The sequence below is a fragment of the Thermococcus sp. LS1 genome, from assembly GCF_012027395.1.
Lineage (GTDB): Archaea > Methanobacteriota_B > Thermococci > Thermococcales > Thermococcaceae > Thermococcus.
Genome location: NZ_SNUJ01000001.1, coordinates 102,711 through 128,558 on the forward strand (window position 1 = coordinate 102,711; position 25,848 = coordinate 128,558).

A 25,848-nucleotide genomic window follows, 5' to 3' on the forward strand; every position below is an offset into this window, starting at 1 on the left:
TAGGGGCATCAGAGCCCCAGCATCTCTTTTGCAGCCTGGACTCCGAGGTCGAAGGCCTTCATGTTGACCTCAACGGCCTTCGGCGGGACGCTTACGCGGATAACCTCCTTAACGTGCTCGGCGTCGAGCGGGAAGCCCGGTGTCTGAGTCAGCGCGCCGATGAGGACGACGTTCGTGGTGATGACGTTGCCGGCCTTCATGGCGAGCTCTTCGGCGTCGAAAGCCATGAACTTGGCCTCAAAGTCCTCCTCGACGACCTTCTTTATCTCCTCGAGGCTCGGGTACTTGGCGAGGCCCATGGAGACCTGAACCGGCGGAATCGGCCTCGCGTTGGTGAAGACCAGGCCACCCTTCTTGAGGTAGTTGATGTAACGGAGGGCCTCAACCGGCTCAAAGCTTAGGATAACGTCGGCCTTTCCCTCAGGAACCATCGCACCGTAAACGTCCTCGCCGAAGCGGACGTAAGCGATAACGCTACCAAAGCGCTGGCTCATGCCGTGAACCTCACCAACTCTCACTTTGTAGCCAGCGTGGAGGGCGGCCCAGCCAAGAAGGTTGGCGGCGGTGAGGATACCCTGGCCGCCAACTCCGGTGATAACGATGTTGTATTCCCTCATAGCTCTCCCTCCCTGACCTTCTCAAAGGCACCGAACGGACAGACCTGCGCACATCCGCCACAGCCCCAGCACATGAGCGGGTCGACCTTGGCCTTGCCGCTCTCGGCATCCCAGTAGATCGCAGGACAGCCGTAGGCGTTGATACATATCTTACAGCCGGTACACTTCTCCTCGTTGACCTGGTATAGCGGCCACTTGATTCCGGCCCTTCTGAGCTCACCAATCCTGTGGAGGGCGCAGACCCTTCTCGAAACAACGACGCTCACACCCTCAACCTGGAGGGCTTTCTTGATGGTCTCGATGGTGGCCTTTATGTCGTAGGGGTCAACGACCGCAACGAAGTCCGCACCGAGTGCCCTGGCAACCTCTTCAATCTTGATCTGCTTACCCGGTCCGTGCGGGGTGTCGCCCGTTCCCGGGTTCGGCTGGTCGCCGGTCATTGCCGTGACGAGGTTGTCCACGACAACTATGACGACGTTGGAGCGGTTGTAGATGGCGTTCGCCAGAGCCGGAAGTCCAGTGTGGAAGAAGGTCGAGTCTCCAATGGTTGCCACGATGACCTTCTTCTCTTTGCCCTCCTTGTGCTCATCCTCAGCGACAGAGCCGTTGAGGGCTATGCTGAGACCGTGGGCAACTCCGATCGAACCGCCCATCGCGACGGTTGTATCGACGGCCTTGAGCGGCGGGAGAACACCGAGGGTGTAACAACCGATGTCGCTCGGGAATATCGCCCTAGGCGTCGCGGCCTTCTTTATGGCGTAGAAGGTGTTCCTGTGAGGACAGGCAGGACAGAGGCTCGGCGGCCTCGGCGGGACCATCTCACTAACTTTCTTATACTTCTCGTCAAGCTCGGCGAAGTCTATGGGCGTCTCAAGGCCGAGGAACTTCGCTATGGCCTCGACGGCCCTCCTCGTGGTCATCTCGTAAATCCTCGGGACGAGATCCTTGCCGTGAATCGGGATGGTGAGGCCCTTGTCGTAGGCCCAGGTCTTGACCTGCTCCTCAACGACGGGCTCGAGTTCCTCAACGATGAGAACCTTCTCAAGGCCGTCAATGAACTTCTCGAGCAGGCCGTAGGGAACAGGGAAGGGCGTTCCAAGCTTGAGGATCTTGACGTCTTCGATGCCGAGCCAGGCAAGGGCTTCTTTAACGTAGGCGTAGCTCAGACCGGGAGCGATGATACCGATCTTGGCGTCTTCCTTACCCTCTATCCAGTTGAATGGGCAGTTGTTAAGCTCCTCGCGGATCTTCTCGATCTTCTCTAGTATCTGCGGGTGGAAGCGTCTGGCGTTGGCTGGAACATCGACGAATCTGCTCGGATCCTTTTTGAACTCACCGAACTTCCTCTTACCGGTCTTTATTTCCTCTGGAAGCTCGCCGAGAACAACATCTCCCCTCGCGTGGGAGCTCCTGGTGGTGGTTCTGAGGATAACGAAATGCTTAAACTTCTCGCTCAGCTCGAAGGCGTACTTCGTCATCTCCTTGGCTTCATGCGGTGAAATCGGCTCGAGAACCGGGACGTTGGCGAACTTAGCGTAAACACGGGTATCCTGCTCGTTCTGGCTGCTCCACATGCTTGGGTCGTCCGCCACCATTATGACGAAGCCGCCCTCGACGCCCATTCCGACGGCGCTGAGGAAAGTATCCGCCGCGACGTTCAAACCAACGTGCTTCATTGCCGTCATGGCCCTCAATCCGGCCCAGGCAGCGCTCAGAGCGGTCTCAAAAGCCACTTTCTCGTTGGTCGAGTACTCCATGTAAACACCGGCCTTTTTAGCAACCATGGCCATGGTGTCGGTGAGCTCTGAGCTTGGCGTTCCAGGATATGCCGCGAAAACCGCTATGTTGGCCTCAAGCGCTCCCCTGGCTATGGCCTGGTTACCGAGGAGGATAACCTTCTCCCCGGGCTTGTCCCACAACACTATGTCGGTAACCTTCGCCATCCAAAATCACCTCATTTTTCTTCCTTCAAAACTCCAACGTCCTTCGCGAACTCGACAAGGGCATAAGCGGCAGAAGCAACATCTTCCGGCCTCTCATAGCTTGGAATGCCTGCCTTTTCGAGAACCTCCTTGGCGGGCTCGCTTATGTAGCCGGCCATGAAGAGTCCAAGAACGGGCTTGCCGTTGTTGACCTCTTTAACCGCCCTGACGACACCTTCAGCGTGCTCGGTTGGCGTCATTCCTGCGAAGGTTGGGACGACGCATATCGCTATGAGCATGTCAACATTCGGATCCTCGAGGAGGAGCTTCGCAGTTCTGTAGTAGTCCTCGCCTCTCGCGCTCGCTATCATGTCAACAGGGTTCTTCACCGCTGCCATCGGCGGGAGGAAAGAGCGGAGTCCCTCCATCGTCTTCTCCTCGAGGTTTGCAAGCTTGAGGCCGCGCTTATCAATTTCATCCGCAGTGAGGACTCCTGGCCCACCAGCGTTGGTTATTATCGCGACGCGCTTACCCTTCGGCAATGGCTGGGTGAAAGCCCTCGCCATGCTTAGCATGTCATCTATAGTATCAGCCACGATGATGCCGCTCTGCTTGAATGCGGCTTCGTATATCTTGTATGAACCAGCAAGAGAACCCGTGTGGCTTGAGGCTGCCCTGGCTCCACTCTCACTCTTTCCAGCCTTGAGGACTATGACCGGCTTCTTCTTGGTAACACGCTTTGCGACCTCCATGAACTTCCTTCCATCCTTGATGCCCTCGATGTAGAGTGCTATGGCCTTGCTCTCCGGGTCGTTCGCCAAATACTCCATGAACTCGGCGAAGTCAACATCGGCCATGTTGCCTATGCTGACGAACTTGGAAAACCCTATGCCCTCCTTGATGGTCTTGTAGATGATTCCAGCCCCCAGAGCTCCGCTCTGGCTGATGAAGGCGATGTCCCCCTTCTTGGCGTTGGCTACGAAGGTGGCGTTCATGTCGTTGTGAGTGTTCATTATGCCGACGCAGTTCGGTCCGACAATCCTCATGCCGTATCTGTGGGCTATCTCAACGAGCTCGCGCTCCTCCCTCTTGCCCTCCTCGCCAACCTCGCCGAAGCCCGCTGTTATGAGGATTACTCCCTTGACTCCCTTTTCGCCGCAGTCGATTATCGTCTGCTTTACGAACCTCTTCGGGACGACGACAACCGCGAGCTCAACCTCATCTGGGATGTCCTTGACGTTTTTGTAGGCTTTGACGCCCTGAACGACCTCATCCTTGACGTTAACCGGGTAAACCTTGCCGTCCTTGTAATCTTTGAGGTTCTTGAAGACCTCGTAGCCTAACTTGAGGGGGTCATTAGAAGCTCCAATAACAGCTATGGCCTTGGGTTTAAAGAAGTAATCAAACGTCATCACATCACCGAGCTAGACTCGGCGGAATTCTATATAAGCTTTCCTAAAAAGGACAGTGAGGCAGATATGGGCATGGAAGGGAACAAGTAAAGCTCTGATGGGCTAAAAAGACCATCACTGCCCACTTCCAAAGAAGTCGAAAGATTTAAGTGAGCTTTGGTTATTATATCCGCTGGAGGTGATGACATGGTGAAGGTGAGGTTTTTGGGCCACGCTGCCTTCGAGATCGTCGGAAGCAAGAGGATTCTGATAGATCCCTTCCTGACCGGCAATCCTGCGGCTGCCGCGAGGCCAGAAGAGCTTGAAGCCGACCTGATTTTGATAACCCACGCCCACGGTGATCACATTGGTGACGCCGTGGGGATAGCCAAAAGAACTGGCGCCAAGATAGTCGCCATGTACGACATAGCCAATTACCTCGTCGAGAACAACCCCGGTATAACAACTATCGGAATGAACTATGGTCCGACCGAGGTTGATGGGGTCAAGATAGTCCAGGTTCCAGCCTGGCACTCCAGCAGCGACGGCAAGTACAGCATCGGAAACGCGGCTGGATACGTAATCGAGCTTGATGGAGTCAAGATCTATCACGCCGGCGACACCTTCGTGTTCAAGGACATGGAGCTCCTCAACGAACTCTACGGGCCGATTGACCTGGCTTTACTCCCGATTGGAGGCCACTTCACGATGGGACCGAGGGAGGCCGCAAAGGCTGTGGAGCTTCTTAAGCCAAGGAAGGTCGTCCCTATGCACTACAACACCTGGCCGCCGATCGCCGCGGACCCGGAAGAGTTCAAGAGGCTCGTCGGGGACAAGGCGGAGGTCATCATCCTCAAGCCGGGCGAGAGCCTGGAACTTTGAAAAACCTTTTAAGGAGCTTTCCCTACTCTTTTTTCAGGTGATAAAATGGTTAAAAGGGCCATTGCCTTGGTGCTCATCCTGTTCATGGTTTCATCCCTCACACTGCCCCTCTCCGCCGCTCAGGAGGAGACCCCAAAATACGACCTGATAATCGTGAGGAACGATGATTTGATAGATTACATCGTGGCGTGGCCCTACGCCAAGATGCTCGGTGTCCCTATTCTGCCCGTTGATCCGAAGGAACTCGATCCTGGAACGCTGGCCCAGCTCCAGTCCTACGCTCAGTTCGGCTGGAACCATGTACTTATCATAGGAGACTCTCAGGCCGTAAGCAACGAGGTTCAGGACGAACTGCTGAACATAGGCTTTGTGGTCGAAAGGATAGGTGGAGCCGTTAGAACGGAAACCGCCGCAAAACTGGCCCTCCATTTCTACCCCAACGGCGCGGAGACCGTTGTTGTCGCAAGCTCCAGTGATTACGGTTCGGCTCTGGCGGCGGCAAGATGGGCAATGAACTATGGCTATCCTCTGCTCCTCACACAGGAAGACGCTCTGTCAGACTCAACGGCCAACGCAATACAGAAACTCAACCCAGATCTTGTCATACTGATCGGGGCAGGAATGTCAAAGGATGTCCAGAAGAAGATAGAGTCCCTGGGTTACGAGACCTACTGGGTGAAGGAGAACATAGAGATAACCGTGCCCAAACCTGAAGAAGGAACCAATTGGGTCATGGTTATCGCCGCGGTGATGCTGTCTCTGGCAGTCGCAGTACCGGTTTCGCTCTACTACGCCAAGAAGCGCTGGGCGGCAAACAGGGTGCCTATCGAGGTGCTCACCGAAAAAGAGCGCATAGTTGTCAAGGCAATCCTTGAGAAGGGTGGAGTTGTCAAGCAGGAAGAGCTTCCGGAGCTTACCGGTTACTCGAGACCAACGATAAGCAGAATCATCCAGGAACTCGAGAAGAAGCAACTCGTGACAAGAGAGAAGGTCGGGAAGACGTTCATCGTCAAGCTGACGAAGGAGATAATAATCAGAGACTAACGGTCAGCAAGCCCGAACCGCTCATCACGGTTCAGACCCTTAATCTTTTCTTCATCCCAGAAAAAGGGAAGAATCAGGCCTTCCTGAAGAGATGGCCGTGCGCTTTGTTGATGTGCCTCACGTAGTCCTTACTCCTGCGGAAGACCATCCCGCACCTGGGGCAGCGGAAGTAGAGCTCTCCGTCCCTGTCCTTGAACTTGATGGCCTTCAGCACCGCCATCTCCTCCACCCCCGTCGCTGGTAGGAGATTGAATTTTTAAGCTTTACCTTTTTCTTGGGCCTCGTCGTTCACGGTGGGGATGTAGTAAACAACCCATGGAGCCTTTTAGCAAGAAAGCAACACTCTTTTAAAGCCTAAAAATCATACCATATCTTAAGATGAAGCGAACAGCAACAGTCAAACTCCAGCCCTCGAAAGAGCAGGAAAACTCCTCTTCGAGTTAGCGGACATTAGTGCTAAAGCGTGGAATAGAGTAAACTACCTCCGAAGACAAGAATACTTCCAAGGAAAACCCATAGACTTCTTGAAAACTCAAAAAGTCGTTTACGAGGAATTCAAGAAGGAAATCGGTTCTGCGACAATCCAAACAATAGCAAGGAAAAACGCCGAAGCTTGGAAGGGTTTCTTCTCGCTCGTGAGGAAGAAGAGGAATGGAGAACTCCCCTTTTGGCTTAAACCAAAACCACCGAACTACTTGAAAGAGAACGGAAAGCGTAAGCCTCTCATAGTTCTGAGGAACACTCAATACGGGTTGAGGAGAATAAACTCATCCTCAAGGGACTCGGAAAGTTCAAACACCTCAAAATTCAATTCAAGGGGAGAATTCATCTCAAGGGCAAGGAAGGGAGATTAGAGATTACCTACGACCCCGTTAAGCGTAAATGGTATGCCCGCATCAGTTACACGGTTGAGAAAAAACTAATCAAGGGTGAGTGGGTGAAGGTTCCAAGAAAACCTTTGGGTAACATTTCAGCGGGGATAGACTTGGGAGTGAACAATTTAATGGCTGTGTATGTTGAAAACGGTCAAAGTTTCTTGGTCAATGGCCGACCCTTGAAGTCAATAGCCTTTTACTGGCAGAGGAAGATTGCCAATTACCAGTCCAAACTCAATAGATCGGGAGCTAAGACGAGCAGGAAACTCAAAAGAATGCACGAAAAGGCCAAACTCCAAGCGAGGCACTACATTAACACGGCTGTAAGACAAACCGTCGAAAAACTCTATCACCTTGGTGTTTCGAGAATCGTGGTCGGCTATCCGAAGGACATATCCAGAAACTCTAAGAGAGGAAAAAGACAGAATTTTATCCTCTCCCACGTGTGGAGGTTTAATTACGTTATTCAAAGGCTGAAGGAAGTTGCTGAAGAGTATGGTATCACTGTTGAAGTCGTTGATGAGGCTTTTACTTCTAAGCTTTGCCCTGTTTGCGGGAAGCCTCATGAAGGGGCTCGCTTTGTTCGTGGTCTTTATGCGTGTCCCGCAACGGGGTTTACCTTCAATGCTGACCTCGTTGGAGCGTTTAACATTTTGAAAAAGTGGTAAAAACGATAACCCCGAATCTGGGCGGGCTTTACGCTCAGAGGAGGGGTAATGGGGGGAAGGCCCTCCCCGAGGGGCCGAAGGTTCGCTTTAGTTTGGGCTTTAATGAGGCCCCTCAAACCTCCAGCTGGGCGAGGGATTAAACCATTGAAACCCTCGCCTGGCAGGAGGAGGTCAGGTCAGACCCATATCCTGTTGCCCTTCACCTTGAGGTAGCCCAGCGTTTGAAGCTCCTTCAGGAAGTCTTCTATCGCTTCTTCATCAAAGTATATGTTGAGCCTCTCGTGCTTCCCCTCGACCACTATGGGTTCTCTCTCAAGGAGGGCGTCAATGAGCTCGTTCTTCTTCCTGTGCTTTTCAGCGAGATCGAGGATGACGTCGGCCAGGACGGAGCGAGCTATACCGTCGAACATCGCCTCAACGATACTCTCCTCGGTTGCATAGTCCTCAGCTATCTCGAGGGCAGCCTCAACAAGCTCCCTGTCAACCTCCATGACCTCAACGTAGTAGTGCTTCTCCAGTGTGAACTCTGTCACCATGCTCGTCTCAAAGCGCTCCTCGAGCTCCTCGAGGTACTCGTCAACCTCCTCTATCGGAAAGCGCAGCTCGACCCTCAAGCCATCCAGCGGAGGTTTCTCCATGAGGACGAGCCTTCCGTCCTCCTCAACGACCGCACCAGTCTCGATGAGCGAGGTGACTATGAGCAGCTTACCCAGGTCAGACTCGTCAAAGAGCTCCTCAAGGGCCTTCCCCTGGTTGACCTCCCAGTTGACCATGATGTCGTCGAAGGCAGCCCTCAGCTCCTCGAGGCTCTCTTCAAGGGGCTCTATACCCTCCGCCTTCTCAACGAGCTCGGCATAGGTGCCGCTTATGACGATGTAGTGAGCTATCTCGGGCGAAACCTCTTCCTTGGTCCTGTTCATTATCCCAGCCCTGCTCAGCTCCCTCGAGAGGGCGTTCATATCGTCCTTGCTAAGAACCTCGAACCTCAACCGTCTCACCGATTAAAGAGAAAGCAGGAAAGGTTATTAACCTTTAGGCCTCGGCAAGGGTCGAGAGGAGCGCCTTCAGGGGCTTGTTGTGGAGGGACGAGAGAACTTCCTTAAGTTCTCCCTCCATACCCTTCTGATAGGAGGTGTAGAGGTACAGCGCGTAGGCCATGAGCTTCGGGTCGCCCTCGTTCATTCTCTCAACGGCTTCCGCCAGGACAGGATTGGTTAGAAGCTCATCGGCGAGGCTCCTCAAGGCTTCCCTGTTCCCTTCCTCAATGGCCTTCCTAAGTGGACGGTAGAAGAGGGACAAAACAAGTCTGGCGAGCCTCTCCCTCTCCTCTAGCTCATCCATTGGTGTCTTTGGCTCCTCCCGCTTGCTCCACAGCAGGTATATGAGCGGGAAAACTATGGCCGTTAAGGCAACAAAGAGATACGGCAGGAGCGGGATATTGATCTCTCCGGGGAGGCGGTTCCTGATGCTCATGAGGGCGAGGAATCCCACAAGCATCCAGACGCCCATGAGCAGGAGATAGTAGATCAAGTAGTCTTTTCTCCGGAACGCCCTGTACTTGGACGGTGCGCCTATCTCATCAAGGTAGCGAAGTCTGTTCTCCACGAGCTCTATCTCAGCCTCGAGGCGCTTTATGCGCTTATCAAGTTCCTCCAGAACTTTCTCGTTTTCCATTAATCCTCACCCAGCAGAAGGCGGGCTATCTTCTCGCTGATTACACCCAGTATTGCCTCGCCGTTCTCCCTCGTCGCCGACCCAGGGTCGTCGTTGACCCCATCCGGGAACAGTTCCCTCCCTATGTCCTTCCTGATGACCCTAACCCTGCTCGTCCTTTTCTCGCCGACTGCTTTGTCCATCTTCACTAGTTCCGGTCTTATGGCGAGTATCACCGACGTTTCGTCCTGGCCTGCATGGCCCTGGCTGGAGCATATGCTGAGTATGTCCTCCCTGAAGTCGATCCACCAGTTTATGAGCCATATCTCGGCGTTCGGATAGCTCTCCGCAACTTCCTCGGCGGCCTCAACGAGCGGATAAACGTTGCCCCCATGGCCGTTCATGAGAACTACCCTCTTGAAGCCCTCCTCGACGAACTCCGAGATGACTTCCCTAACGTAGGCTTTGAAGGCATCGGCCCTAACGTCGATGGTCCCGGGATAAACGTTCAGGACGAATGTATGGCCGTACCATATCGGCGGCGCTATTAGAACGTCCTTCCCCGCGTTTCTCACTCTCTTCTCCACGCGCCTGCAGAGCTCTAGAGGGGCAAAAACGTCGGTACCCAGAGGCAGGTGCCTGCCGTGGGCTTCCACACTCCCAACGGGAATAAGAACCGTGTCTATCGATTTCTTAGCTTCCTCAAAATCAGGCCAGGTGAGTTCTTCCATCCTCATAATTATCCCCTTACCCCATAAGGAGTGCATCCTCATAAGCCTTTTCTATCTCCGCGGTGACCTTTTTCCACGAGTAGCGCTCCTCCACAGCTTTCCTTCCGTTGCTTCCGAACCACTTTGCAAGTTCCTCGTCGTTGAGGAGCTTTTGAATTGCCTCCCTAAGCGAAAGCTCGTTGCCTGGTGGAACGAGGAGTCCACTTTCACTCTCCTTAATTATCTCGGGGATTCCCCCAACGTCCGTCGCGACAACGGGAATGCCTGATGCCATCGCCTCGAGAATCACTATACCGAAAGCTTCCGCCGTAATGGATGGAAGGACGAAGACATCCGCCATACCAAAGAGCTTCGGAAGGAGAGAGCTCTCTACATAGCCAAGGAAGCGCACCCTGTCCTCCACCTTCAGGAACTTAGCCTGCGCCTTCAGGAAGGGGAGCATCTCGCCTGAGCCAACCATGAGGAGCGTCGCGTCCTCTATCTTCGAGAAGGCATTAATGAGAACCTGAGGGCCCTTGCGGTAGCTCATCCTGCTGACGTACAGGACGACCTTTCCTTCAATGCCGAGTTCGGACTTGAGGCGCTCCCTTTCCGTCTTACTCAAAGGTTTGAAGATCTCATCGTCCACCCCGTTCGGGATGACCCTCACAGGAACGTCCGTGAAGTGGTTGATGAACGCCTCCGCAGCCTTGCTGACGGCTATTATCTCATGGGGATAGCGGAGATACCTGCTGAAGAGAGGGATAGTTAGTCCGAGAGCTTCCCAGAGCCGCGATTCGTGGGAAAAAGATATGCTGTGGGTCGTCAGCAGGGTCGCCTTCCCAAGGGTTCTGCCGGCTTTAACAGCCTTAAGCGCGAGAGGTGTAAAGGCGTGGTGGGAGTGCACGACATCGTAATCCTCCAAAAATTCACCCAGCTCTTCACTTGATGCGAGGGAGTAGCTCATGTTGATCCCAAGTATAGGGCTTACCCTCCCCGGAACCTTAACGAGCTCGATGCCGAGGCTTTCGAGTTCCTCCTCCTTCCCGGTCTCGAGGTCGTTGGTAACAATGGCCACTTCATGACCGCGCTCTCTGAGGTGGATTGCAAGGTGGTGCATGTGGCTGGCGACACCACCAACCTTGGGGTAGTACCAGTCACTGACGAGGGCGATCCTCATTCACACCACCGTCCCGAGCATGTGTGTGATGAGCAAAGCGACTACTCCTGCGTCCATAAGCCTGTAGTTGCCCCTGAACCCGTAAACGGCCACTCCCAGTGCCCCGAGGGCGAAGTTGAAGGAAGCGAGCAGGAGCACCAGTGAGAGGCCCGAGAAGACCACCACGAGGGTCTCTGAGGCTTCCCTGCCGAGGACTATTGGCGTGGTTTTCAAGCCTGCCCTGAGGTCGCTCTCGTAGTCCTCAAGGTGGTTTCTCAGCTCTAAGGCAAAGGAATAAAGGAGCACCGCGACGGCTATGGTTATCTCCCCCCGCGTGAGGATACCATCGAAGTAAGCCCCGTAGAGGAAGGGCAACACCCCGAAGAATATTCCGTGGGAGAGCACGTCGATTATCGGACGGGCCTTGAGCCTCGGTGGGGCTGAGTAAACCGTTGCAAGGGCAACCATTGTAATGTATATCCAGAACTCGCCTCTGCCAAGGGTGCTGGCGAGGAAAATTCCCACGAGAATAATCAATGTGGAGGATATGACTCCAGCACGGAAGCTCAGCTCACCGCTGGCTACCGGGTTCTTATCCCACTTGGCCGGGTTGAGGGAATCGGTATCGGCATCGAAACAGTTGTTTATCGCGAAGGCATATGCAACATACAGGAGGAGCGAGACAACCAGTATGAACGCATCATAAACATCGGGATTACGGGAAAAACTCATCGCTAGGCCAAGAAGGCCCATGCCAACGAACGCTCTTCCATCGAGGATTCTGGTGTTTTTGAAGATTGCCTTAAGCACGGGTTAATCACCTCCAAAAGGTATTGAAGTAAGGAGAAGGGTTAGACCTTCTCCAGAAGCCCCCTCACATACTTTGGCATCTGGAAGAGGGTCTCGTGCCTCTCCGGATCGTAGTAGTAGAGCTTAAGCTCCTTCGCGCGCTGAAGGTCAACCTTTCTGAAGTCGATATCTCCCTTGACTCCGACGAGGAAGCTCCATGGAGATGCGTAGCCTATGACAGGGAAGCTGAAGTAGTGAACCTCGTCGAAGACCTTCTTCATATCCCTGTAGGCGTCGAGCAGCTCGTTGGTGAATAGGTACACACTGCCTGCCTGGGTGATGTACAGACCGTTATCGTTGAGCTTCTCGTAGGCGTTTCTGAAGAATCCCTCGCTGAAGAGCATCTTTGCCGGTCCAACGGGATCCGTTGAGTCAACAATGATGACGTCAAACTTCTCATCCGTGTTTTTGAGGTACTCAACGCCGTCGCCGACTATAACTTCCGCCCTCGGGTCCTCGAAGGCGCCCCTCGCGACGTTCATGTAGATCTTGGAGACCTCTATGACCATCTCGTCTATCTCGACCATGATGGCTTTTTCCACAGTCTTGTGCCTCAGCACTTCTCTCAGCGTTCCTCCGTCGCCGCCACCTATGATGAGCACCCTTCTCGGATTAGGGTGAGCGAGCATGACGGGGTGGACGAGGGGCTCGTGGTAGCTTTCCTCACCTATCTCGACGAGCTGAACCGTCCCGTCGAGGACAAGGAGTTTGCCGAAACCTTCGGTTTCGTAGAGCTCGAGCCTCTGATACTTAGTCTGGGTCTCAAAGAGCCTCTCCTTAACCTTGAAGCCCACTCCGTAGCCCCTCGGATACCACTCGATGAATGCATTCTCCTGCTCGTTAAATCCCATAAGTTTCCACCTCTAAAAGCTGAAGAAGGGAAAGGGCTTAAAAACTAAACCCTCAGTAGGGGAACATTACGACAGCGGCTATGGCCGCAGCCGGCTTGTCCCTGACGGTTATTTCGGCCGAGGCGACCTTGAACTCCTTCAGCTTCCAGCCTCTGACGCGGAAGCCTTCCTCGACCATCTTCCTGACCATTTCCTCGGCCTCTTCCTTGGTGCAGTATCCGGCGTACTCGTAGATTAGTCCACCCTCGTTGCCCTCACTGATGCCTATGCCAAGCGCGGCGCTGATGGTCATCCCGGGCTCATCGCTCTCGATGTGCGCATAGACGGTCGGAAGCAGCATTCCTATTGGCACGTCGTGGACTTCGTCGATCCACTCGATGTGAGCAGGTATGACGCTGCTCAGCTTGACGAGGTTGACGTTGCCTATGCCCAGCTTGAGGAGAGCGTTATCGAAGGCGTTAAGTTTAGTCCCGCCTTCTGCGGTGGCAGCACCTATAAAGGCTCTTTTCGGGGTCGTCCAGCTCATCTCAGCTTCCTCCTTTCCTTTCTCACGGATTAGACGGTTATACGTTAAAGCGAGGATTCGCTCACTCGCTAATCTGTGGGGGACTTAAAAACGTTTCGCTATATTGGAAAGAACTTCAAAAAATCTTTTCTAGGCAAAATATAAGGGAGAGCAAGGTTTGAGGAATTAACCGGCTGTTTTCTGCGGTTTTGCTATGTAGTGATTCACCACTCTGCCCAGAGTTGCAGAGGTGAATATTCCAAGGACGCTTGCCAGGGAGGCCATGGCGTACATGTGTTCGCTTAAAACACCCGAGACGTAACCGATTTCACCCACGAGAAGGCCAAGGACGCCGAAGCTTGCTATTCCAGCGCCCCTAACGATGGACGTTGAAACGTCCTTGTGTCGGACCACAGCCGCTGACAGGACAAGCCTGACGACGTAGACCACGACGAAGAACTCCAGCACGATGAGGGAAAGCTCAGTCTCAAAGTTCAAGCCACGCCAGGCAAAGAATATGGGAGCGAAGATGCCGTAGGTAACTCCGCTCACGATAGTGGTGAGCCTCTCGTACTGCTTAGTTCCGACGAGGTCGCTGTGCATCATGAGACCGGCCAGGAAACCGCCTATGCTGAAGTGCATACCAATCTCCTCGCTGATGAACGCTAGGGATGTGGAAAACACCATGAACAGGCCAAATACAGCCTCGTCGCTCTTAAGCCTCCTCAGGAACCTTATGATATAGACTTTCTGCTTTATGCCTATGATGTAGTTGATGTACATGATGCCGCCAATGAAGACCGCATCCTTGAGGATGCTGGTCACAATGGGAGTGTAGTTCCCGGGGCTTTCGTGTATTCTAACCATTATATAGACTATGAAGAGGCTCATGACTTCACTTATGACCGCGTATGAGAGGGCAACATGAAGGAAATCCTCACCAAAGAAGCGCTTTAGGCGGAGCACTATTGGAGCGGACGCTATTGACAGTATCGCCGCTGCAATGACGTTGTCCGAACTTATCGTCCAGTTCGTGAAGGGCAGGGTCACCACAAACATTGCAATATACGTGAGCACATAGAGGGGCAGGGTTATCCTGCCGGCGTAGTGGAGCTCCTCCGGCGTCACCTCAAGACCAGCCGAAATCATCAGGAAAAAGAGACCAAGCTCGGCCATCAGAAGCATCTGATCTCTCGGCATCTCCAGCAGAATGGCGCTGAGTATCATACCTGCGGTTATTTCACCGAGGAAGCCAGGATAACCCAGTCTCTCGAAGCCTTCAGCTAGAAGCCTTGCAAAGGCTATGATTACAAAGACGTACCCTATGATTTCCATGTTGGTTTCCTATGGCGGCTGGGTTAATAATGTTTCCGCTGGGCAAGGCTTTTATCAATTAAATGAGAGCTTTACCCATGAGGCATTACGAGATAGTTCGAATAAAGGAGAACGGAAAGGTTGAGATACCCCTCGATTACGCCTATGAGCTCGGTCTTGTCGAAGGTGCCTACTTCCTTCTGGAGATTGACACGGACCTCAACGAGGTGCACATGGAAAGGATAGCCCTGCCAGGGAAGAGGCTCGTGGAAGTCGAGCTTATTGTCGAAGACAAGCCCGGTGTTCTGGCGAAGATAAGCGGTCTCTTCGGGAAGCACGGAGCGAACATACTCTTCAGCGAGTCCGAGGAGCTTGAAGGCATAGAGCTGGCCGGGATAGTTGCGGTCATAGACGTGAGCGGAATGAGCGGCACGCTGGAGGGGCTGAGAGGGGAACTTGAGGTGCTGAAGGAAGTTAAGGAAGTAGTCCTACGCCCCCTGGAGTAGGACCGATACCAGAGTTGCCAGTATAAAAATCGCCGTGAGGACGTTTACCTCCTTTCCTATTTCTCCAAAGCCGACGTGAACTCTCTTCTCGAAAATACCCGCTGCCTTCAGAAGGAAGAACAGAACCATGGCTAGGACTATGTATACGATGTCCTTTGGATCAAAGACGGCTCCTAAATACAGCCCAGAGCCTAAGGTGACAAGGGCGAGGAAGATGGAGGAAAACTTCCAGACTGCTTTAATGTCCTCGGAGGTGCCCTTCAGCAGGTGGTAGTTGAGCTTTGTGAAGGAAACCAGCGTGCCGACGCTTCCGGCGTAGAGGACGTACTTCCACGCCCCATCGAGGCCAGAAGAGATCAAGCCCTTCGCGTAGGAGCCTACGAAGGGAGAAACGCCGCCTATAGCCAGACTGAGCACGACCACGGAAAGCGCCATGAGGGGCGCGTTCCTGTAGCCGAACTTCCCGAGCTCCCGGGTTTTTCTTCCCAGAGCACCAACGCTCAGGAAGAGGCCACCCTTGAAGAGGGAATGGGCCAGCGCGTAGTATGCTGCCCCGAGGAAGTTGAGGCTCGCTATCCCAAGGAGCACATAGCCCATCTGGGAGACTGTGTGGTAAGCGAGCAGCCTCTTCGCGTCCCTCTGGAGGAGTGCCATGCCTATGCCGAAGAAGATAGAAGCGATTCCCGTACCCATGGCGATGGTTCTTAGGGTTCCCCCTACAGGAAGGGCCGAGAACATGAGGATCAAGCCGTAGGCGGGAGCTTTAACCACCGCCCCCGAGAGAACCGCGCTGACCGGGGTGGGAGCGCTCGAGTGGGCATCCGGAAGCCATGAGTGAAGCGGAAAGATGCCCGCCTTCAGGAGCAGCGAGGCAAAGGCTATCCCAACGGCCGCGTTCAGCTCCCTCGAGGGGACGGCGTTCTCGGATATAAGGCTGAGGTTTAGATAGCCAGTTTCCATATATATCAGCCCTATGGCGAAGACGAAGAAGTAGGAAGCCAGAAGTGAGAGCATGAGGTACTTGAAGGCAGCTCTCCTCGAGTTCGGCTCGTCTGAGAAGGTTATGAGCGCGAAGGCCGAGACAGATGCAATCTCCATGTAGATGTAGAAGTTAAAGAGGTCTCTGGCTATGAACGCTCCCAGAAGGCCAGCGTGGAGAAGCAGGAGCAAAGCTAAAGCCTTGGGCGTTTTCTTGTCCCTGAAGTCAAAGTAGGAGATTGAGTAAAGTGCCGCAAAGGCGAAGAGTATGAGCTCCCCTACAATGAATGGCATGCTTAGTTCGCTTATCCCGACCTCTATGCCGCTTATCCGGTTCCAGCCGCCGACTATCTCCCCCTCCGGGATACCCATAAAGAGAACCGCGGCAGGGAGGAGGGCACCGAGCAGGAAGGGAATCTGAATCACTTGCTTTTTTGCCCTCAGCGTGTCCAGCAGGACGATAAAGAAGGCGAAGAGGAGTGGAAACGCTACCATCAGCGAAATCACAGCCCGTCCCTCCGCATGCGCATTATAATTGCCAAGGCTAGGGAAGTTATCGCGACATCAACTACAAGGGTAGTGAGCATAAGCGTCGCTGGGAGCGGGTCAACGGGATCCGTGGGCATTATGGGGACGTCCTTTCCCGGCAAATATGCCAGCCCCACGAAGAAGAGAACCAGGCCAAGGGAGACGACGTTGATGGAGAGCACTAGCTTTATCGGCTCCTTTTTGGCCATCAGGCCGTAGGTTCCGATGAGCATGATTACTACTCCCGCCTGCTCCGGGCTAATCACTTTCCACCCACCTCAGCAGGATGTAGAATACGAACGTGAACGCCGCACCGACCTCGAGGCCGACGATGACGTTGAAGGGAACTATTATGCCTCCTTCCGTTGGAAGGAAGTTCGCGTAGAACGCCCCGAAGGCAAGGCCAGCAACGCCGAGGAGCACGAGGAACGCTCCGGCGGAGCTTTCTATCAGTCCAGCCCAGTTGAACTTGAATTTCCTGCGAACTTTTTTATAGCCGTGGGATGTGATTAGGAGTATTACCGCCACTGCGAGGATTACACCGCCCTGGAAACCCCCTCCCGGGCTGAGATGGCCGTAGAGCATAAGGTAAGCCGCGTAGGTTACGAGGAAGGGGCTGACGAGCTTCGTGGTCGTCCTCACGACGATGCTCATCTTCACTTCTTCTTCCCTCCAATGAGCAGGTAGAAGCCAATGACGGCGGTGAAGAGCAGGCTCGCCTCCCCGAGACTGTCATAGGCTCTCCAGCCAGCTAAGATGGCCGAGACCAGGTTGGGTATCCCTATTTCATCCCAGTTCTCAACGTAGTAGGCATAGCTTCCGCCAAAGGAGTGGGAGTAGTCCAAGTTAAGGAGGACAACAGCCAGTGCGAGAGTTATCAGGAGAGCGGCCTTCCTCACCTCGTCACCTCCTCTATCGTGAAGAGGAATATTCCGATGACTATCGCGCCGACGACTATGGCCGAGAGGGCAACATCGGGGGCTCTGAGCTCGAATAAAGCCAAGATGAAAAGCAGACTGAGGAGGGAGTACTTAACAACTGCATTAACCAGGTTCTTTTCCTCAACAACAGCCACTGCGAGTATTATCATGGCCACGAAGACGACATCAAGGATTGTCCCAAGCATACATGTCCACCACTACTTTGGGCTTTACGCCGTACTTGTAGGCCCCGCGCGCTATGGCGTGGGAGACCATGGGGTTTATCATCGCTATCAGGAAGGCCAGCACGAGAAACTTCAGCCTCACCAGAGCCGGAGCGTTCATCATGAGGACGAGCGCTAAGATTATGCTCATCGCGCCGCCTGTGTCGCACTTCGTTGCCGCGTGGAGGCGGGTGTAAACGTCGGGGAAGCGGAGTATCCCCAAAGCGCCAAAGAGCATAACCGCCCCACCGAACAGGAGGAGTATCGTCTCAATCATGAGCAGCCCTCCTCTCCAGGTATTTAGCCAGAATTAACCCCCCAACGGCGTTCACCATGAGCAGGACTATGGCGAGGTCTATCAGGTAGTACTCCTCCCTGATGACCGATACAATGGCTATTATCATCACCACCTTCGTCGTTATCGTGTTGAGCCCCACTATCCTGTCAGGAAGGGTCGGTCCCCTAACCACGCGGTAGGTTATCAGTATCGCCGTAAAGACCAGCAGGTAGAAGGTACTCACCAGAAGACTTTCTTGAGCCATTCCTCGATATCCCCCTTTATCTTCTCTCCAGCCTTCTCACGGTTGAGCGTTTCGAGGTCTATCCAGTGGACGTAAAGGTAAGTTTCCCCGAGCTTCTTGCTGACGTCAAGGGTTAGAGTTCCCGGCGTCAGGGTTATGGAGTTTGCCAAGATGGTAACACCCGTGTCGGAGTGCAGATCGGTCTTTATCTTGACTATGCCAGGGTGGATGTCCAAGAAGATCACGTTTTTAGCCACCTTGAGGTTGCTCTCTATGAGCCTGAAGGCCATTATGATGAGGTACTGCGGAAGGTAGAGGAAGGCAAAGTAGAGAAGCTTCTCCAGAACGTGGCCGCTCCGCCTTATGTCCTCGGTCAGCAGGTCCCTCATGAAAGAGGCTATTATCAGGGTAACTGCCGCGCCCAGAGAGAGGTTCCTCGGCTCGAGATCAGCAGAGATGACCACCCAAAATGCCAGCAGGGCGGCCCAGGTGAGGACTATTCGCTCCCAGACTGGGAGCTTCGACGCCTCAAACCTCTCATGGAGAACCCTCTCTCGGAGGTTCTCGAGCCTCTCTTTGAGGTAGAAGGGGATGCGGCTCATGTTGTAATCTATGGCGCGGGAAGTTATAACGGTTTTGCAGATGCAAAGAGAATGCCCAGAAATGTGAAATCCGTTCGGAGAACTCCCCAAAAATAGGGAATTTTTGCGCCCAGAGCCCTTCTCGGCCGGCCATGAGAGGGTTCCGTCATGGAAAGGTTTAAATCTCGAGCGGTTTTAGAGGAATTTGGTGATGCTTATGATTGAGGTCGGTGAATACAAGGTCAAGGAGGGCCTTTACTACACAAAGGACCACGAGTGGGTCCAGGTTCTTGAGGACGGTACTGTTCTCGTCGGAATAAGCGACTACGCCCAGAAGGAGCTCGGTGACCTTGCCTACGTCGAGCTCCCTGAGGTCGGTAAAGAAGTCAGCAAGGGCGACGTTCTCTGTGAGCTCGAGAGCGTCAAGGCTGTTTCCGAGGTCTACGCTCCGGTCAGCGGCGAGGTTGTCGAGGTCAACGAGGAGCTTGAGGACAGCCCCGAGGTTCTTAACGAGGACCCCTACGAGAACTGGATAGCCAAGCTCAAGCCGAGCAACCTCGACGATGAACTCAAGGAGCTCATGGACGCCGAGGCTTACGCGGAGTATCTCAAGTCCCTTTGATTGCCCTCAACTTTTCTCTCCCTTTCGCTTCGGAACGCTTAAGTATCTTACAGCCCTATTCTCTTCGGTGATCCCCCATGAAGGTTCTGAAGGAATGGGACGTTAAGGTTAGACTCGTGAAGACGAAACGCGGCGCTATTCTTCACATGATAGCGCTCGAGCCCGGCCACTTCTACCTCGAGCAGAACCCGCTGAAGGACTCCAAGTACGGCGTTGCTTACCGGAAGATCAAGGAAAACTTCCCCGAGTTCTACATGTTCTGGGAAATAAAGAACAACCGCTATACGGGCAAGCTTCTGGCCGGGGCGTTCTTGGAGAAGAAGGAAATAGACGAGTTCGTTACACTCCTGGCAAAGAGTGAGGACTTCAAGAAGTTCGAGGAGATACTGGAGGAAATCGAGGAGATGGAGGAGTGAGCTCAGGCTTTGACCATCATCATCTTTTTCTCAGATACCCTAGAGGTCTTCATCGCTCGTTTCTTCCTCTTTTCAAGGGGTTAAAAGGCTGACGGCTCGGCCAGTATGCCCTTCATCATGGCATGCCCGATTCAGCCACTCCGGAGTTCGTCATCGCCAGAGTTTCATTCGCCAGGGAATTGATAAAGGTGCCGCAACTTCTGGGGCAGTAGTTGTAAGAGGAAAGTTGAGAAGAACAGAGAAAAGAGCTCAGGCGTTCTCTCTCTGCTCTTCCCTCTTCTTCGTCAGATACTCATGGATGGCCTTGGCGGCCCTCCTTCCGTCACCCATAGCGAGGATAACCGTTGCCTCGCCCCTTATCGCGTCACCGCCGGCGAAGACTCCCGGAATGCTCGTCATGAGGTTCTCGTCGACGACTATCTTACCGCGCTCGACCTTCAGGCCGGGCGTGTTGACGATGAGCCTGTTCGGGTGCTTGCCTATGGCTATGATGACCGTGTCAGCCTCGAGAGTTACGTATTCGCCGGTGCCGACTATCTTCCTCTTGCCCCTGCTGTCTTTCTCGTCGAGCGGCTTCATCTTTTCGAACTTAACCGCCTTGAGGTTGCCCCTGCCATCGCCTATGAACTCGACCGGGTTGAGGAAGAACTCGAACTTGATGCCCTCCTCCTTGGCGTGCTCGACCTCCTCGACACGGGCGCTTACATCCTCTGGACCGCGGCGGTAGGCGATGATGACCTCGGCGCCGAAGCGCCTCGCGCTCCTCGCTGCGTCCATTCCGGTGTTTCCGGCACCAATAACTATAACGCGCTTGCCGACTTTGACGGGCGTGTCGTACTCCGGGAACTTGTAGGCCTTCATGAGGTTGACCCTGGTCAGGAACTCGTTGGCCGAGTAGATGCCGTTGAGGTTAATTCCTGGGGCGTTGATGAACCTCGGCGTTCCAGCTCCTGAGCCAATGAAGACGGCGTCGTACTCCTCGAGCAGCTCTTCCATGGTGACGGTCTTTCCGACGATGTGGTCAGTCAGGATTTTCACACCGAGCTTCTTGAGCTTTTCAATCTCGCTCTGGACTATCTCCTTAGGCAGCCTGAACTCTGGAATGCCATACATGAGGACTCCGCCGGCCTCGTGGAGAGCCTCGTAGATTGTGACGTCGTAGCCGAGCTTGGCCAGCTCGCCAGCGGCGGTAAGTCCGGCCGGACCGGCTCCGATGATTGCAACCTTCTGGCCCTTCTTCTCGATCTTGGGTACTATCTCAAAGAGAAGCTCCTCGTCTATGCCGTGCTCCCTCGCGTAGTCGGCGACAAACCTCTCGAGCTTGCCAATGTTTATCTTGTCACCAACCTTGCCCATAACACAGTTCATCTCACACTGATCCTCCTGAGGGCAGACACGACCGGTGGTCGCCGGCAGGGAGTTGCAGGCCCAGATGACGTTGAGGGCCTCCTTAACGGCCTTGTCAGGGTTGTCGCGGTACTCAACGAGCTTGCTTATAAAGCCCGGAATGTCGATGTGAACGGGACAGCCCTTGATACAGGGCGCGTAGTTGTATGGACACTGAAGGCAGCGCTCGGCCTCCTTAACAGCCAGCTCGAAGGTATATCCGAGATTGACCTCGGCGAAATCCCTAATGCGCTCCTCCGGCGGCCTCTCCGGGGTCGGAACGCGCTCCTTAATGAGCTTTCTCTTAACCGCCATCACTGCTCACCTCCCTGGAGAGCCTTCATGTACTCCTGCATGGCCCTCGCCTCCAGATCAGTGTAATAACCGCTCCTCGCTATGAGCTCGTCCCACGCGACCTGGTAGGCATCGAACTCCGGACCATCTATACAGGCAAACTTAACCTCGCCGCCAACGGTGACTCGGCAGGCTCCGCACATTCCGGTTCCGTCGACCATGATTGGGTGAAGGTCGACCTTCATTGGGACTCCAAACTCCTTAACGACGTTGAAAACCGCTCTCTGGTCGCCCGCCGGGCCGACCATGAAGACGAGATCCCACTCCTCGCTCTCAAGAAGCGCACGGACCTTCTCGATGAGCCTCTTGGTGACGTTCCTCATGTTCGCCGGGAAGTCGAGGTTCGGGTCTATTGGAACGGGCTCAACTAGGTGCCTTGAAACTGCCTTCTCAAGCTCCCCTTTGAGAACTACCATCGGTTCAAAGGTAACGTTAAGGGTCGTAACGTCGTTTCCAAGCTCCTGCCAAGCCTTTGCTATCGGGAAGACCTCTACTATTCCGGTGTAGGCCCCAATTGCGAGGATCTTCCCAAACTTCTTCATCGGAACGGGATTTCCAAGCGGACCGGCAATGTTGAGTATCTCATCACCTTCCTTGAGCTCAACGGCCATTCTCATGGTGGTTCTTCCCCTAGTGAAGACCACGAGGACTATCCAGCCCTTTTCGCGATCCCACATGACGGGGGTGAGGGGGATTCTCTCACCGTTCTCGAAGGCCCTAACGATTACGAACTGCCCCGGCTGAACCTTTCTGGCCACATGGGGGGCGTGAACCTTATACCAGGTGTTCCGCATGGCAATCTCCTTTTTCTCGAGGATTTTATACACAATGAACACCTCCGTACACGTGGTCAAACTTGGGCATCTAAAGGTTTGCAATATAAAGTGTTTATAAATATGTTGTCAACCAAAGGTTTAAAAGTGAAAAAGAATTTCGAAGAACGAGTCCGAAATGCCAAAATGACTCGATTATACCCCCAAAGTTTGAAAATTCGAACGTCCAAGAAACGAGCTTAAACTGTACGCATATTGGAAAAGGAGAAAAGGCCCTTAGAGCTTTCTAAGGAATGTTATGTATCCTGTGTGCGCCAGCATCGTTGTTTTTGGTCTCATGCACTCCTTCTTGACCTCGTGCTCCCTGACAAGGACCTCCACAACCCTCGGTTTGTAGAAGTGCTCCCTGTACTCCTGGAGGGCCTGGAAGAAGCGATGAACCTGGTTCATGCACGGCGTGTAGGCAACAAAGTAACCACCGGGCCTGAGGACTTCAACGGCATGCGGGAGAACATTCTCGGGCTGTGGAAGGTCGAGGACGATGTGGTCGGCGTAGTCCTCATCGATGCCCTCGTAGATGTTCTTGAGCTTTATCGTGACCCTGTCAGAGAAACCGGCTAGCTCGACGTTCTTCTGCGCTATCCTGGCGAAGTCTTCCCTTACCTCGTAGCTGATAACCCTGCCGGCCGGGCCAACGATGTTCGCGAGGAAAATCGTCAGCGCTCCACTGCCGACACCAGCCTCTATAACCGTATCTCCCGGCGAGATTCCGGCGTAGGCGATGATTATTCCCGCGTCCTTGGGGTGCACTATCTGGGGTCCTCGTTTCATTTTGGCTATTATGTCGTTGATGTCAGGCTTCAGTATCTTGAACTCCTCACCCTTGTGGCTGGTCAGGGTGTCTCCATAGCTCTTATCGAGAAGCTCCCCAAGGTTGATTATACCCAAATCCGTGTGGAACTCCCTATTTGAGACCGTTACAAGGTACCTCTTCCCCCTCCTGTCTATCAGCAGTACCTTATCCCCCTCCCGAATCAAACGCCTCACCGCCCTTCTTTACTATCAGGCCATCTTTTGATATGTAGAAAACCATCGAGGCCATCTCCTCGAGCATCGCTACGTGTTCCCTGCTTAAAATGTCGACGTTGATGAAATGGATTCCAACCCACTCTTCCAGGGGAATGGTGCTGATGCCCGTGAGTATTGCCTTCACAGCCTCATCTCCCCCAAAGTGGACGTAGTGGGCCAGCCCAAAGGTTACGAAGTACTCCGGCTTGGTGGGGCAGTGCGTCATCCTGTTAACGACCGTGTGGTAGTTCTTCAGGAAGCTGTGAGAGTCATAGGCAGGCACGACTTCCTCTATCACCTCACCGTAGCTGGCCGAACCCGGGCCTATCTTGACAATCTTGATTTCCTTGATGAGCTCGATTATCTTTGAGTACTCCTTACCAGACACCTTGCGGGTGTAGTTCCGGAACATAAGATCACCGATACCAAAGAAGTCGCCTATAACAACCCCACCCCTCTCAACAAGTGCCGGAATCAGGAAGCTCCACGAGAACTCCTCTATAGGATATGTTGATGGATACTCCACAAGAATCATGTCTCCTCTGTTGGCCTTCCCAAAGAGATGTTTCTCAAAGACGGAAGTGTCCATACAGCTCACCAAAAGGGTTTTTAACCGCTCCTCTTTTAAACCTTTTAGGTGGGAGAGATGAGAAAGTTCGTAGTGTGGCCCAACGAGCTCGATGCAAGGCTCAGCAGGCGATACGGGCGGACCGTTGGAAAGGAATTTGCCGTTGATGGGCCAACGATTCAGGAAATCGTCGATGCAGCCGAGAGCCTCGGGATGAAAGTTGTCGAATTGGATGAGAACAAGCTGAATCCAAGGTTAGCCGGCCTCGACGAGGAGTACAGAAGGCGTGGCATGGTCAGGATAGAGAGCAAGCACCCCAAGGGCAAGAGCCTGAAGATGATAGGTCAGAAGATCAGGGAAATCAGAAAAACCCGGGCTAAGGCCAAAGACAAGAAGTCCAAATCCAAGAGGAAAAAGAGGTAATCACTCCTCCTCTTCCATTTCTACGACTATTGCAGTGGTAGTGTCGATGACGCCATCGATGTTGTGTATGTCGTGGAGTATCTTTCTGGTCAGCTCGCCGAGGTCCTTGGCCTCTATATGAACTATGGCATCATAGGGGCCCGTAACTGCGTCGGCCTTGGTAACTCCAGGAATCTGCTTGAGGGCCTCTATGACGCTCTCGACTTTTCCAATCTCAACTGTCAATAAAACGTACGACCTAACCATTTTTCACCACCGCGGAAAGGCTTTACGTTTTTATTTAGCCGACCATCTCATTTAAGCTTTTCGTAGGGGCCGAGTGATAGGCTCTCCCGCTAAAACCAAAAACCTATAAAGCGCCCCGCCGATTTTTTCTGGTTGACCATGAGGGTTGAAGAGCTTCCCGTTGACGAGAGGATAAAAAGGATCATCCTGGAAAGGGGCATAGAGGAGCTCTATCCTCCCCAGGCGGAAGCCCTGAGGAGTGGAGTGCTGGAAGGGAAAAACCTAGTCCTGGCCATTCCAACGGCTAGCGGAAAGACCCTCGTTTCCGAGATAGTGATGGTTAACAAACTCCTGCGTGAGGGGGGTAAAGCAGTCTATCTCGTCCCCCTTAAGGCCCTGGCCGAGGAGAAGTACCGTGAATTTAAGGAGTGGGAAGTCCTCGGCCTCCGCGTTGCGGCCACAACCGGCGATTACGACTCCACAGACGAGTGGCTCGGGAGGTATGACATAATCGTCGCGACTGCCGAAAAGTTTGATTCGCTTTTGAGGCACGGCTCGAGCTGGATTAAGGATGTTAAGCTCGTCGTGGCGGATGAAGTCCATCTCATAGGCTCTTACGACAGAGGAGCGACGCTTGAGATGATTCTAAGCCATATGCTCGGCAGGGCTCAGATTCTGGCCCTGAGCGCCACCGTCGGAAACGCTGAAGAACTGGCCGAATGGCTCAACGCCGAGCTCGTCATGAGCGACTGGCGGCCGGTTCAGCTCAGAAAGGGAGTTTTTGCACAGGGTGAACTCTTCTGGGAGGACGGGAAGATAGATAGGTATCCAGCCAACTGGAACTCTTTGGCTATTGACGCCGTTAAAAGAGGTAAGCAGGCCCTCGTCTTCGTCAACACAAGGCGTTCCGCTGAGAAGGAAGCCGTGAGCCTGGCCCCGAAGATAGCGAGGCTTCTGACTAAGCCGGAGCAAAGAGGGCTCAAAGAGCTTGCTGATTCCCTTGAGAGCAACCCCACCAATGAGAAGCTCAAGAAGGCTTTGAGGGGTGGTGTGGCCTTTCACCACGCCGGCTTGAGCAGAACTGAAAGGACGATGATAGAAGATGCCTTCAGAGAGGGCTTGATCAAGATAATAACGGCTACTCCGACTTTGTGTATGCATCCCGACACCTACGTAATTACAAAAACCGGTGTCAAAAAGGTCTCTGAGCTTACAGTCGGAGACGAAGTGCTAACCCACAAAGGCAGGTTTAAAAAGGTCATAACACCATTAAAAAGACCTCACAATGGTAAGATGCTGATAATAAAGGCTAGAG

Annotated in this window: 31 protein-coding genes and 2 pseudogenes; 8 read left to right on the top strand and 25 right to left on the bottom strand. The window is 53.6% G+C overall.

Going from position 1 to position 25,848, the window contains the following annotated elements; genetic code table 11:
• Window positions 1–8: 8 nt before the first annotated feature.
• Genes E3E26_RS00615 through acs form a run of 3 tightly spaced genes read right to left on the bottom strand, consistent with a single transcriptional unit; the run spans window position 9 to window position 3,951 of the window.
• Entirely contained in the window at window positions 9–617 is a 609-nt protein-coding gene (locus E3E26_RS00615) for an indolepyruvate oxidoreductase subunit beta (RefSeq protein ID WP_012572273.1), read from the bottom strand.
• Window positions 614–2,560, bottom strand: coding sequence for an indolepyruvate ferredoxin oxidoreductase subunit alpha (gene iorA, locus E3E26_RS00620; protein ID WP_167899477.1), 1,947 nt, complete (start codon window positions 2,558–2,560; stop codon window positions 614–616). The genes E3E26_RS00615 and iorA overlap by 4 nt, the downstream gene beginning before the upstream one ends.
• An 11-nt stretch (window positions 2,561–2,571) precedes the next feature.
• Entirely contained in the window at window positions 2,572–3,951 is a 1,380-nt protein-coding gene (gene acs / locus E3E26_RS00625; RefSeq protein ID WP_167899478.1) for an acetate--CoA ligase alpha subunit, read from the bottom strand.
• 186 nt (window positions 3,952–4,137) lie between these two features.
• On the opposite strand from acs, the gene E3E26_RS00630 reads away from it, so the two are divergent.
• On the top strand, window positions 4,138–4,812 hold the full coding sequence (locus E3E26_RS00630; protein ID WP_167899479.1) for a metal-dependent hydrolase: 675 nt from the start codon (window positions 4,138–4,140) through the stop codon (window positions 4,810–4,812).
• Between the two features lie 45 nt (window positions 4,813–4,857).
• A complete protein-coding gene (locus E3E26_RS00635; protein WP_167899480.1) occupies window positions 4,858–5,856 on the top strand; it encodes a cell wall-binding repeat-containing protein in 999 nt (332 codons plus the stop codon).
• A gap of 73 nt (window positions 5,857–5,929) precedes the next feature.
• Here E3E26_RS00635 and E3E26_RS00640 read toward each other — a convergent pair whose 3' ends face one another.
• Window positions 5,930–6,076: a C2H2-type zinc finger protein gene (locus E3E26_RS00640; protein WP_167731639.1), complete on the bottom strand. Its 147-nt coding sequence runs from the start codon at window positions 6,074–6,076 to the stop codon at window positions 5,930–5,932.
• 158 nt (window positions 6,077–6,234) lie between these two features.
• Here E3E26_RS00640 and E3E26_RS00645 point away from each other — a divergent pair.
• Window positions 6,235–7,539, top strand: a pseudogene (locus tag E3E26_RS00645) (RNA-guided endonuclease InsQ/TnpB family protein).
• 36 nt (window positions 7,540–7,575) lie between these two features.
• Here E3E26_RS00645 and E3E26_RS00650 read toward each other — a convergent pair.
• The 8 genes from E3E26_RS00650 to E3E26_RS00685 all read right to left on the bottom strand — a co-directional run bounded on the left by E3E26_RS00650 (window position 7,576) and on the right by E3E26_RS00685 (window position 14,461).
• Window positions 7,576–8,388, bottom strand: coding sequence for a hypothetical protein (locus tag E3E26_RS00650; protein WP_167900061.1), 813 nt, complete (start codon window positions 8,386–8,388; stop codon window positions 7,576–7,578).
• Window positions 8,389–8,431: 43 nt separating this feature from the next.
• Window positions 8,432–9,073: a hypothetical protein gene (locus E3E26_RS00655; protein ID WP_167899481.1), complete on the bottom strand. Its 642-nt coding sequence runs from the start codon at window positions 9,071–9,073 to the stop codon at window positions 8,432–8,434.
• Window positions 9,073–9,789 carry a creatininase family protein gene (locus tag E3E26_RS00660; RefSeq protein WP_167899482.1) on the bottom strand — a complete coding sequence of 239 codons (717 nt, stop codon included), beginning with the start codon at window positions 9,787–9,789 and terminating at the stop codon, window positions 9,073–9,075. The genes E3E26_RS00655 and E3E26_RS00660 overlap by 1 nt, the downstream gene beginning before the upstream one ends.
• A gap of 10 nt (window positions 9,790–9,799) precedes the next feature.
• Entirely contained in the window at window positions 9,800–10,942 is a 1,143-nt protein-coding gene (locus E3E26_RS00665; RefSeq protein ID WP_167899483.1) for a glycosyltransferase family 4 protein, read from the bottom strand.
• Complete coding sequence (locus E3E26_RS00670; protein WP_167899484.1) at window positions 10,943–11,731, bottom strand: UbiA prenyltransferase family protein; 789 nt, start codon at window positions 11,729–11,731, stop codon at window positions 10,943–10,945.
• Between the two features lie 41 nt (window positions 11,732–11,772).
• Complete coding sequence (gene speE, locus E3E26_RS00675; RefSeq protein ID WP_167899485.1) at window positions 11,773–12,621, bottom strand: polyamine aminopropyltransferase; 849 nt, start codon at window positions 12,619–12,621, stop codon at window positions 11,773–11,775.
• Between the two features lie 52 nt (window positions 12,622–12,673).
• Window positions 12,674–13,147 carry a pyruvoyl-dependent arginine decarboxylase gene (locus E3E26_RS00680; RefSeq protein ID WP_167899486.1) on the bottom strand — a complete coding sequence of 158 codons (474 nt, stop codon included), beginning with the start codon at window positions 13,145–13,147 and terminating at the stop codon, window positions 12,674–12,676.
• Between the two features lie 165 nt (window positions 13,148–13,312).
• On the bottom strand, window positions 13,313–14,461 hold the full coding sequence (locus tag E3E26_RS00685; protein WP_167899487.1) for a cation:proton antiporter: 1,149 nt from the start codon (window positions 14,459–14,461) through the stop codon (window positions 13,313–13,315).
• Between the two features lie 77 nt (window positions 14,462–14,538).
• On the opposite strand from E3E26_RS00685, the gene E3E26_RS00690 reads away from it, so the two are divergent.
• Window positions 14,539–14,946 carry an ACT domain-containing protein gene (locus E3E26_RS00690; RefSeq protein ID WP_167899488.1) on the top strand — a complete coding sequence of 136 codons (408 nt, stop codon included), beginning with the start codon at window positions 14,539–14,541 and terminating at the stop codon, window positions 14,944–14,946.
• Here the strand turns inward: E3E26_RS00690 and E3E26_RS00695 are convergent.
• From E3E26_RS00695 to E3E26_RS00730, 8 genes are read right to left on the bottom strand one after another with little or no spacing between them, the layout of a single operon-like run.
• Window positions 14,929–16,431: a proton-conducting transporter membrane subunit gene (locus tag E3E26_RS00695; RefSeq protein ID WP_167899489.1), complete on the bottom strand. Its 1,503-nt coding sequence runs from the start codon at window positions 16,429–16,431 to the stop codon at window positions 14,929–14,931. The genes E3E26_RS00690 and E3E26_RS00695 overlap by 18 nt on opposite strands.
• Window positions 16,428–16,718 (bottom strand): cation:proton antiporter subunit C, encoded by a 291-nt coding sequence (locus E3E26_RS00700; protein ID WP_167899490.1) that lies wholly within the window; start codon window positions 16,716–16,718, stop codon window positions 16,428–16,430. Before E3E26_RS00700 ends, E3E26_RS00695 begins: the two co-directional genes overlap by 4 nt.
• Window positions 16,711–17,112 (bottom strand): Na(+)/H(+) antiporter subunit B, encoded by a 402-nt coding sequence (locus E3E26_RS00705; RefSeq protein ID WP_167899491.1) that lies wholly within the window; start codon window positions 17,110–17,112, stop codon window positions 16,711–16,713. Before E3E26_RS00705 ends, E3E26_RS00700 begins: the two co-directional genes overlap by 8 nt.
• Complete coding sequence (locus E3E26_RS00710) at window positions 17,109–17,351, bottom strand: hypothetical protein (protein WP_167899492.1); 243 nt, start codon at window positions 17,349–17,351, stop codon at window positions 17,109–17,111. Before E3E26_RS00710 ends, E3E26_RS00705 begins: the two co-directional genes overlap by 4 nt.
• Window positions 17,348–17,578, bottom strand: coding sequence for a hydrogenase subunit MbhD domain-containing protein (locus E3E26_RS00715; RefSeq protein ID WP_167899493.1), 231 nt, complete (start codon window positions 17,576–17,578; stop codon window positions 17,348–17,350). Before E3E26_RS00715 ends, E3E26_RS00710 begins: the two co-directional genes overlap by 4 nt.
• Window positions 17,559–17,873 (bottom strand): monovalent cation/H(+) antiporter subunit G, encoded by a 315-nt coding sequence (mnhG, locus tag E3E26_RS00720; protein ID WP_167899494.1) that lies wholly within the window; start codon window positions 17,871–17,873, stop codon window positions 17,559–17,561. The genes E3E26_RS00715 and mnhG overlap by 20 nt, the downstream gene beginning before the upstream one ends.
• Window positions 17,866–18,138 (bottom strand): monovalent cation/H+ antiporter complex subunit F, encoded by a 273-nt coding sequence (locus tag E3E26_RS00725; RefSeq protein ID WP_167899495.1) that lies wholly within the window; start codon window positions 18,136–18,138, stop codon window positions 17,866–17,868. Before E3E26_RS00725 ends, mnhG begins: the two co-directional genes overlap by 8 nt.
• Entirely contained in the window at window positions 18,114–18,719 is a 606-nt protein-coding gene (locus tag E3E26_RS00730; protein ID WP_167899496.1) for a monovalent cation/H+ antiporter subunit E, read from the bottom strand. The genes E3E26_RS00725 and E3E26_RS00730 overlap by 25 nt, the downstream gene beginning before the upstream one ends.
• A gap of 196 nt (window positions 18,720–18,915) precedes the next feature.
• On the opposite strand from E3E26_RS00730, the gene gcvH reads away from it, so the two are divergent.
• Together gcvH and E3E26_RS00740 are read left to right on the top strand one after the other, a co-directional pair.
• A complete protein-coding gene (gene gcvH, locus E3E26_RS00735; RefSeq protein ID WP_167900062.1) occupies window positions 18,916–19,320 on the top strand; it encodes a glycine cleavage system protein GcvH in 405 nt (134 codons plus the stop codon).
• Window positions 19,321–19,397: 77 nt separating this feature from the next.
• Complete coding sequence (locus E3E26_RS00740; RefSeq protein WP_167899497.1) at window positions 19,398–19,736, top strand: hypothetical protein; 339 nt, start codon at window positions 19,398–19,400, stop codon at window positions 19,734–19,736.
• Window positions 19,737–19,985: 249 nt separating this feature from the next.
• On the opposite strand, the gene gltA is transcribed toward E3E26_RS00740, so the two are convergent.
• From gltA to E3E26_RS00760, 4 genes are all read right to left on the bottom strand, one after another.
• The gene (gltA, locus tag E3E26_RS00745) at window positions 19,986–21,437 is read right to left on the bottom strand and encodes an NADPH-dependent glutamate synthase (protein WP_167899498.1); all 1,452 of its coding nucleotides are present in this window, start codon (window positions 21,435–21,437) and stop codon (window positions 19,986–19,988) included.
• Window positions 21,437–22,303, bottom strand: coding sequence for a sulfide/dihydroorotate dehydrogenase-like FAD/NAD-binding protein (locus tag E3E26_RS00750; protein WP_167899499.1), 867 nt, complete (start codon window positions 22,301–22,303; stop codon window positions 21,437–21,439). Before E3E26_RS00750 ends, gltA begins: the two co-directional genes overlap by 1 nt.
• Window positions 22,304–22,525: 222 nt before the next feature.
• Window positions 22,526–23,287 (bottom strand): tRNA (adenine-N1)-methyltransferase, encoded by a 762-nt coding sequence (locus E3E26_RS00755; RefSeq protein ID WP_167899500.1) that lies wholly within the window; start codon window positions 23,285–23,287, stop codon window positions 22,526–22,528.
• Window positions 23,268–23,906, bottom strand: a complete 639-nt coding sequence (locus E3E26_RS00760) for a DUF257 family protein (protein WP_167900063.1) — start codon at window positions 23,904–23,906, stop codon at window positions 23,268–23,270. Before E3E26_RS00760 ends, E3E26_RS00755 begins: the two co-directional genes overlap by 20 nt.
• 57 nt (window positions 23,907–23,963) lie before the next feature.
• Here E3E26_RS00760 and E3E26_RS00765 point away from each other — a divergent pair, with 57 nt between their 5' ends.
• Entirely contained in the window at window positions 23,964–24,308 is a 345-nt protein-coding gene (locus E3E26_RS00765; protein WP_167900064.1) for a signal recognition particle protein Srp19, read from the top strand.
• On the opposite strand, the gene E3E26_RS00770 is transcribed toward E3E26_RS00765, so the two are convergent.
• Complete coding sequence (locus E3E26_RS00770) at window positions 24,309–24,554, bottom strand: Lrp/AsnC family transcriptional regulator (RefSeq protein WP_014789277.1); 246 nt, start codon at window positions 24,552–24,554, stop codon at window positions 24,309–24,311.
• 138 nt (window positions 24,555–24,692) lie between these two features.
• On the opposite strand from E3E26_RS00770, the pseudogene E3E26_RS11330 reads away from it, so the two are divergent.
• A pseudogene (locus E3E26_RS11330) lies at window positions 24,693–25,685 on the top strand (DEAD/DEAH box helicase); the annotation flags it as partial.
• Window positions 25,686–25,848 lie beyond the last annotated feature (163 nt).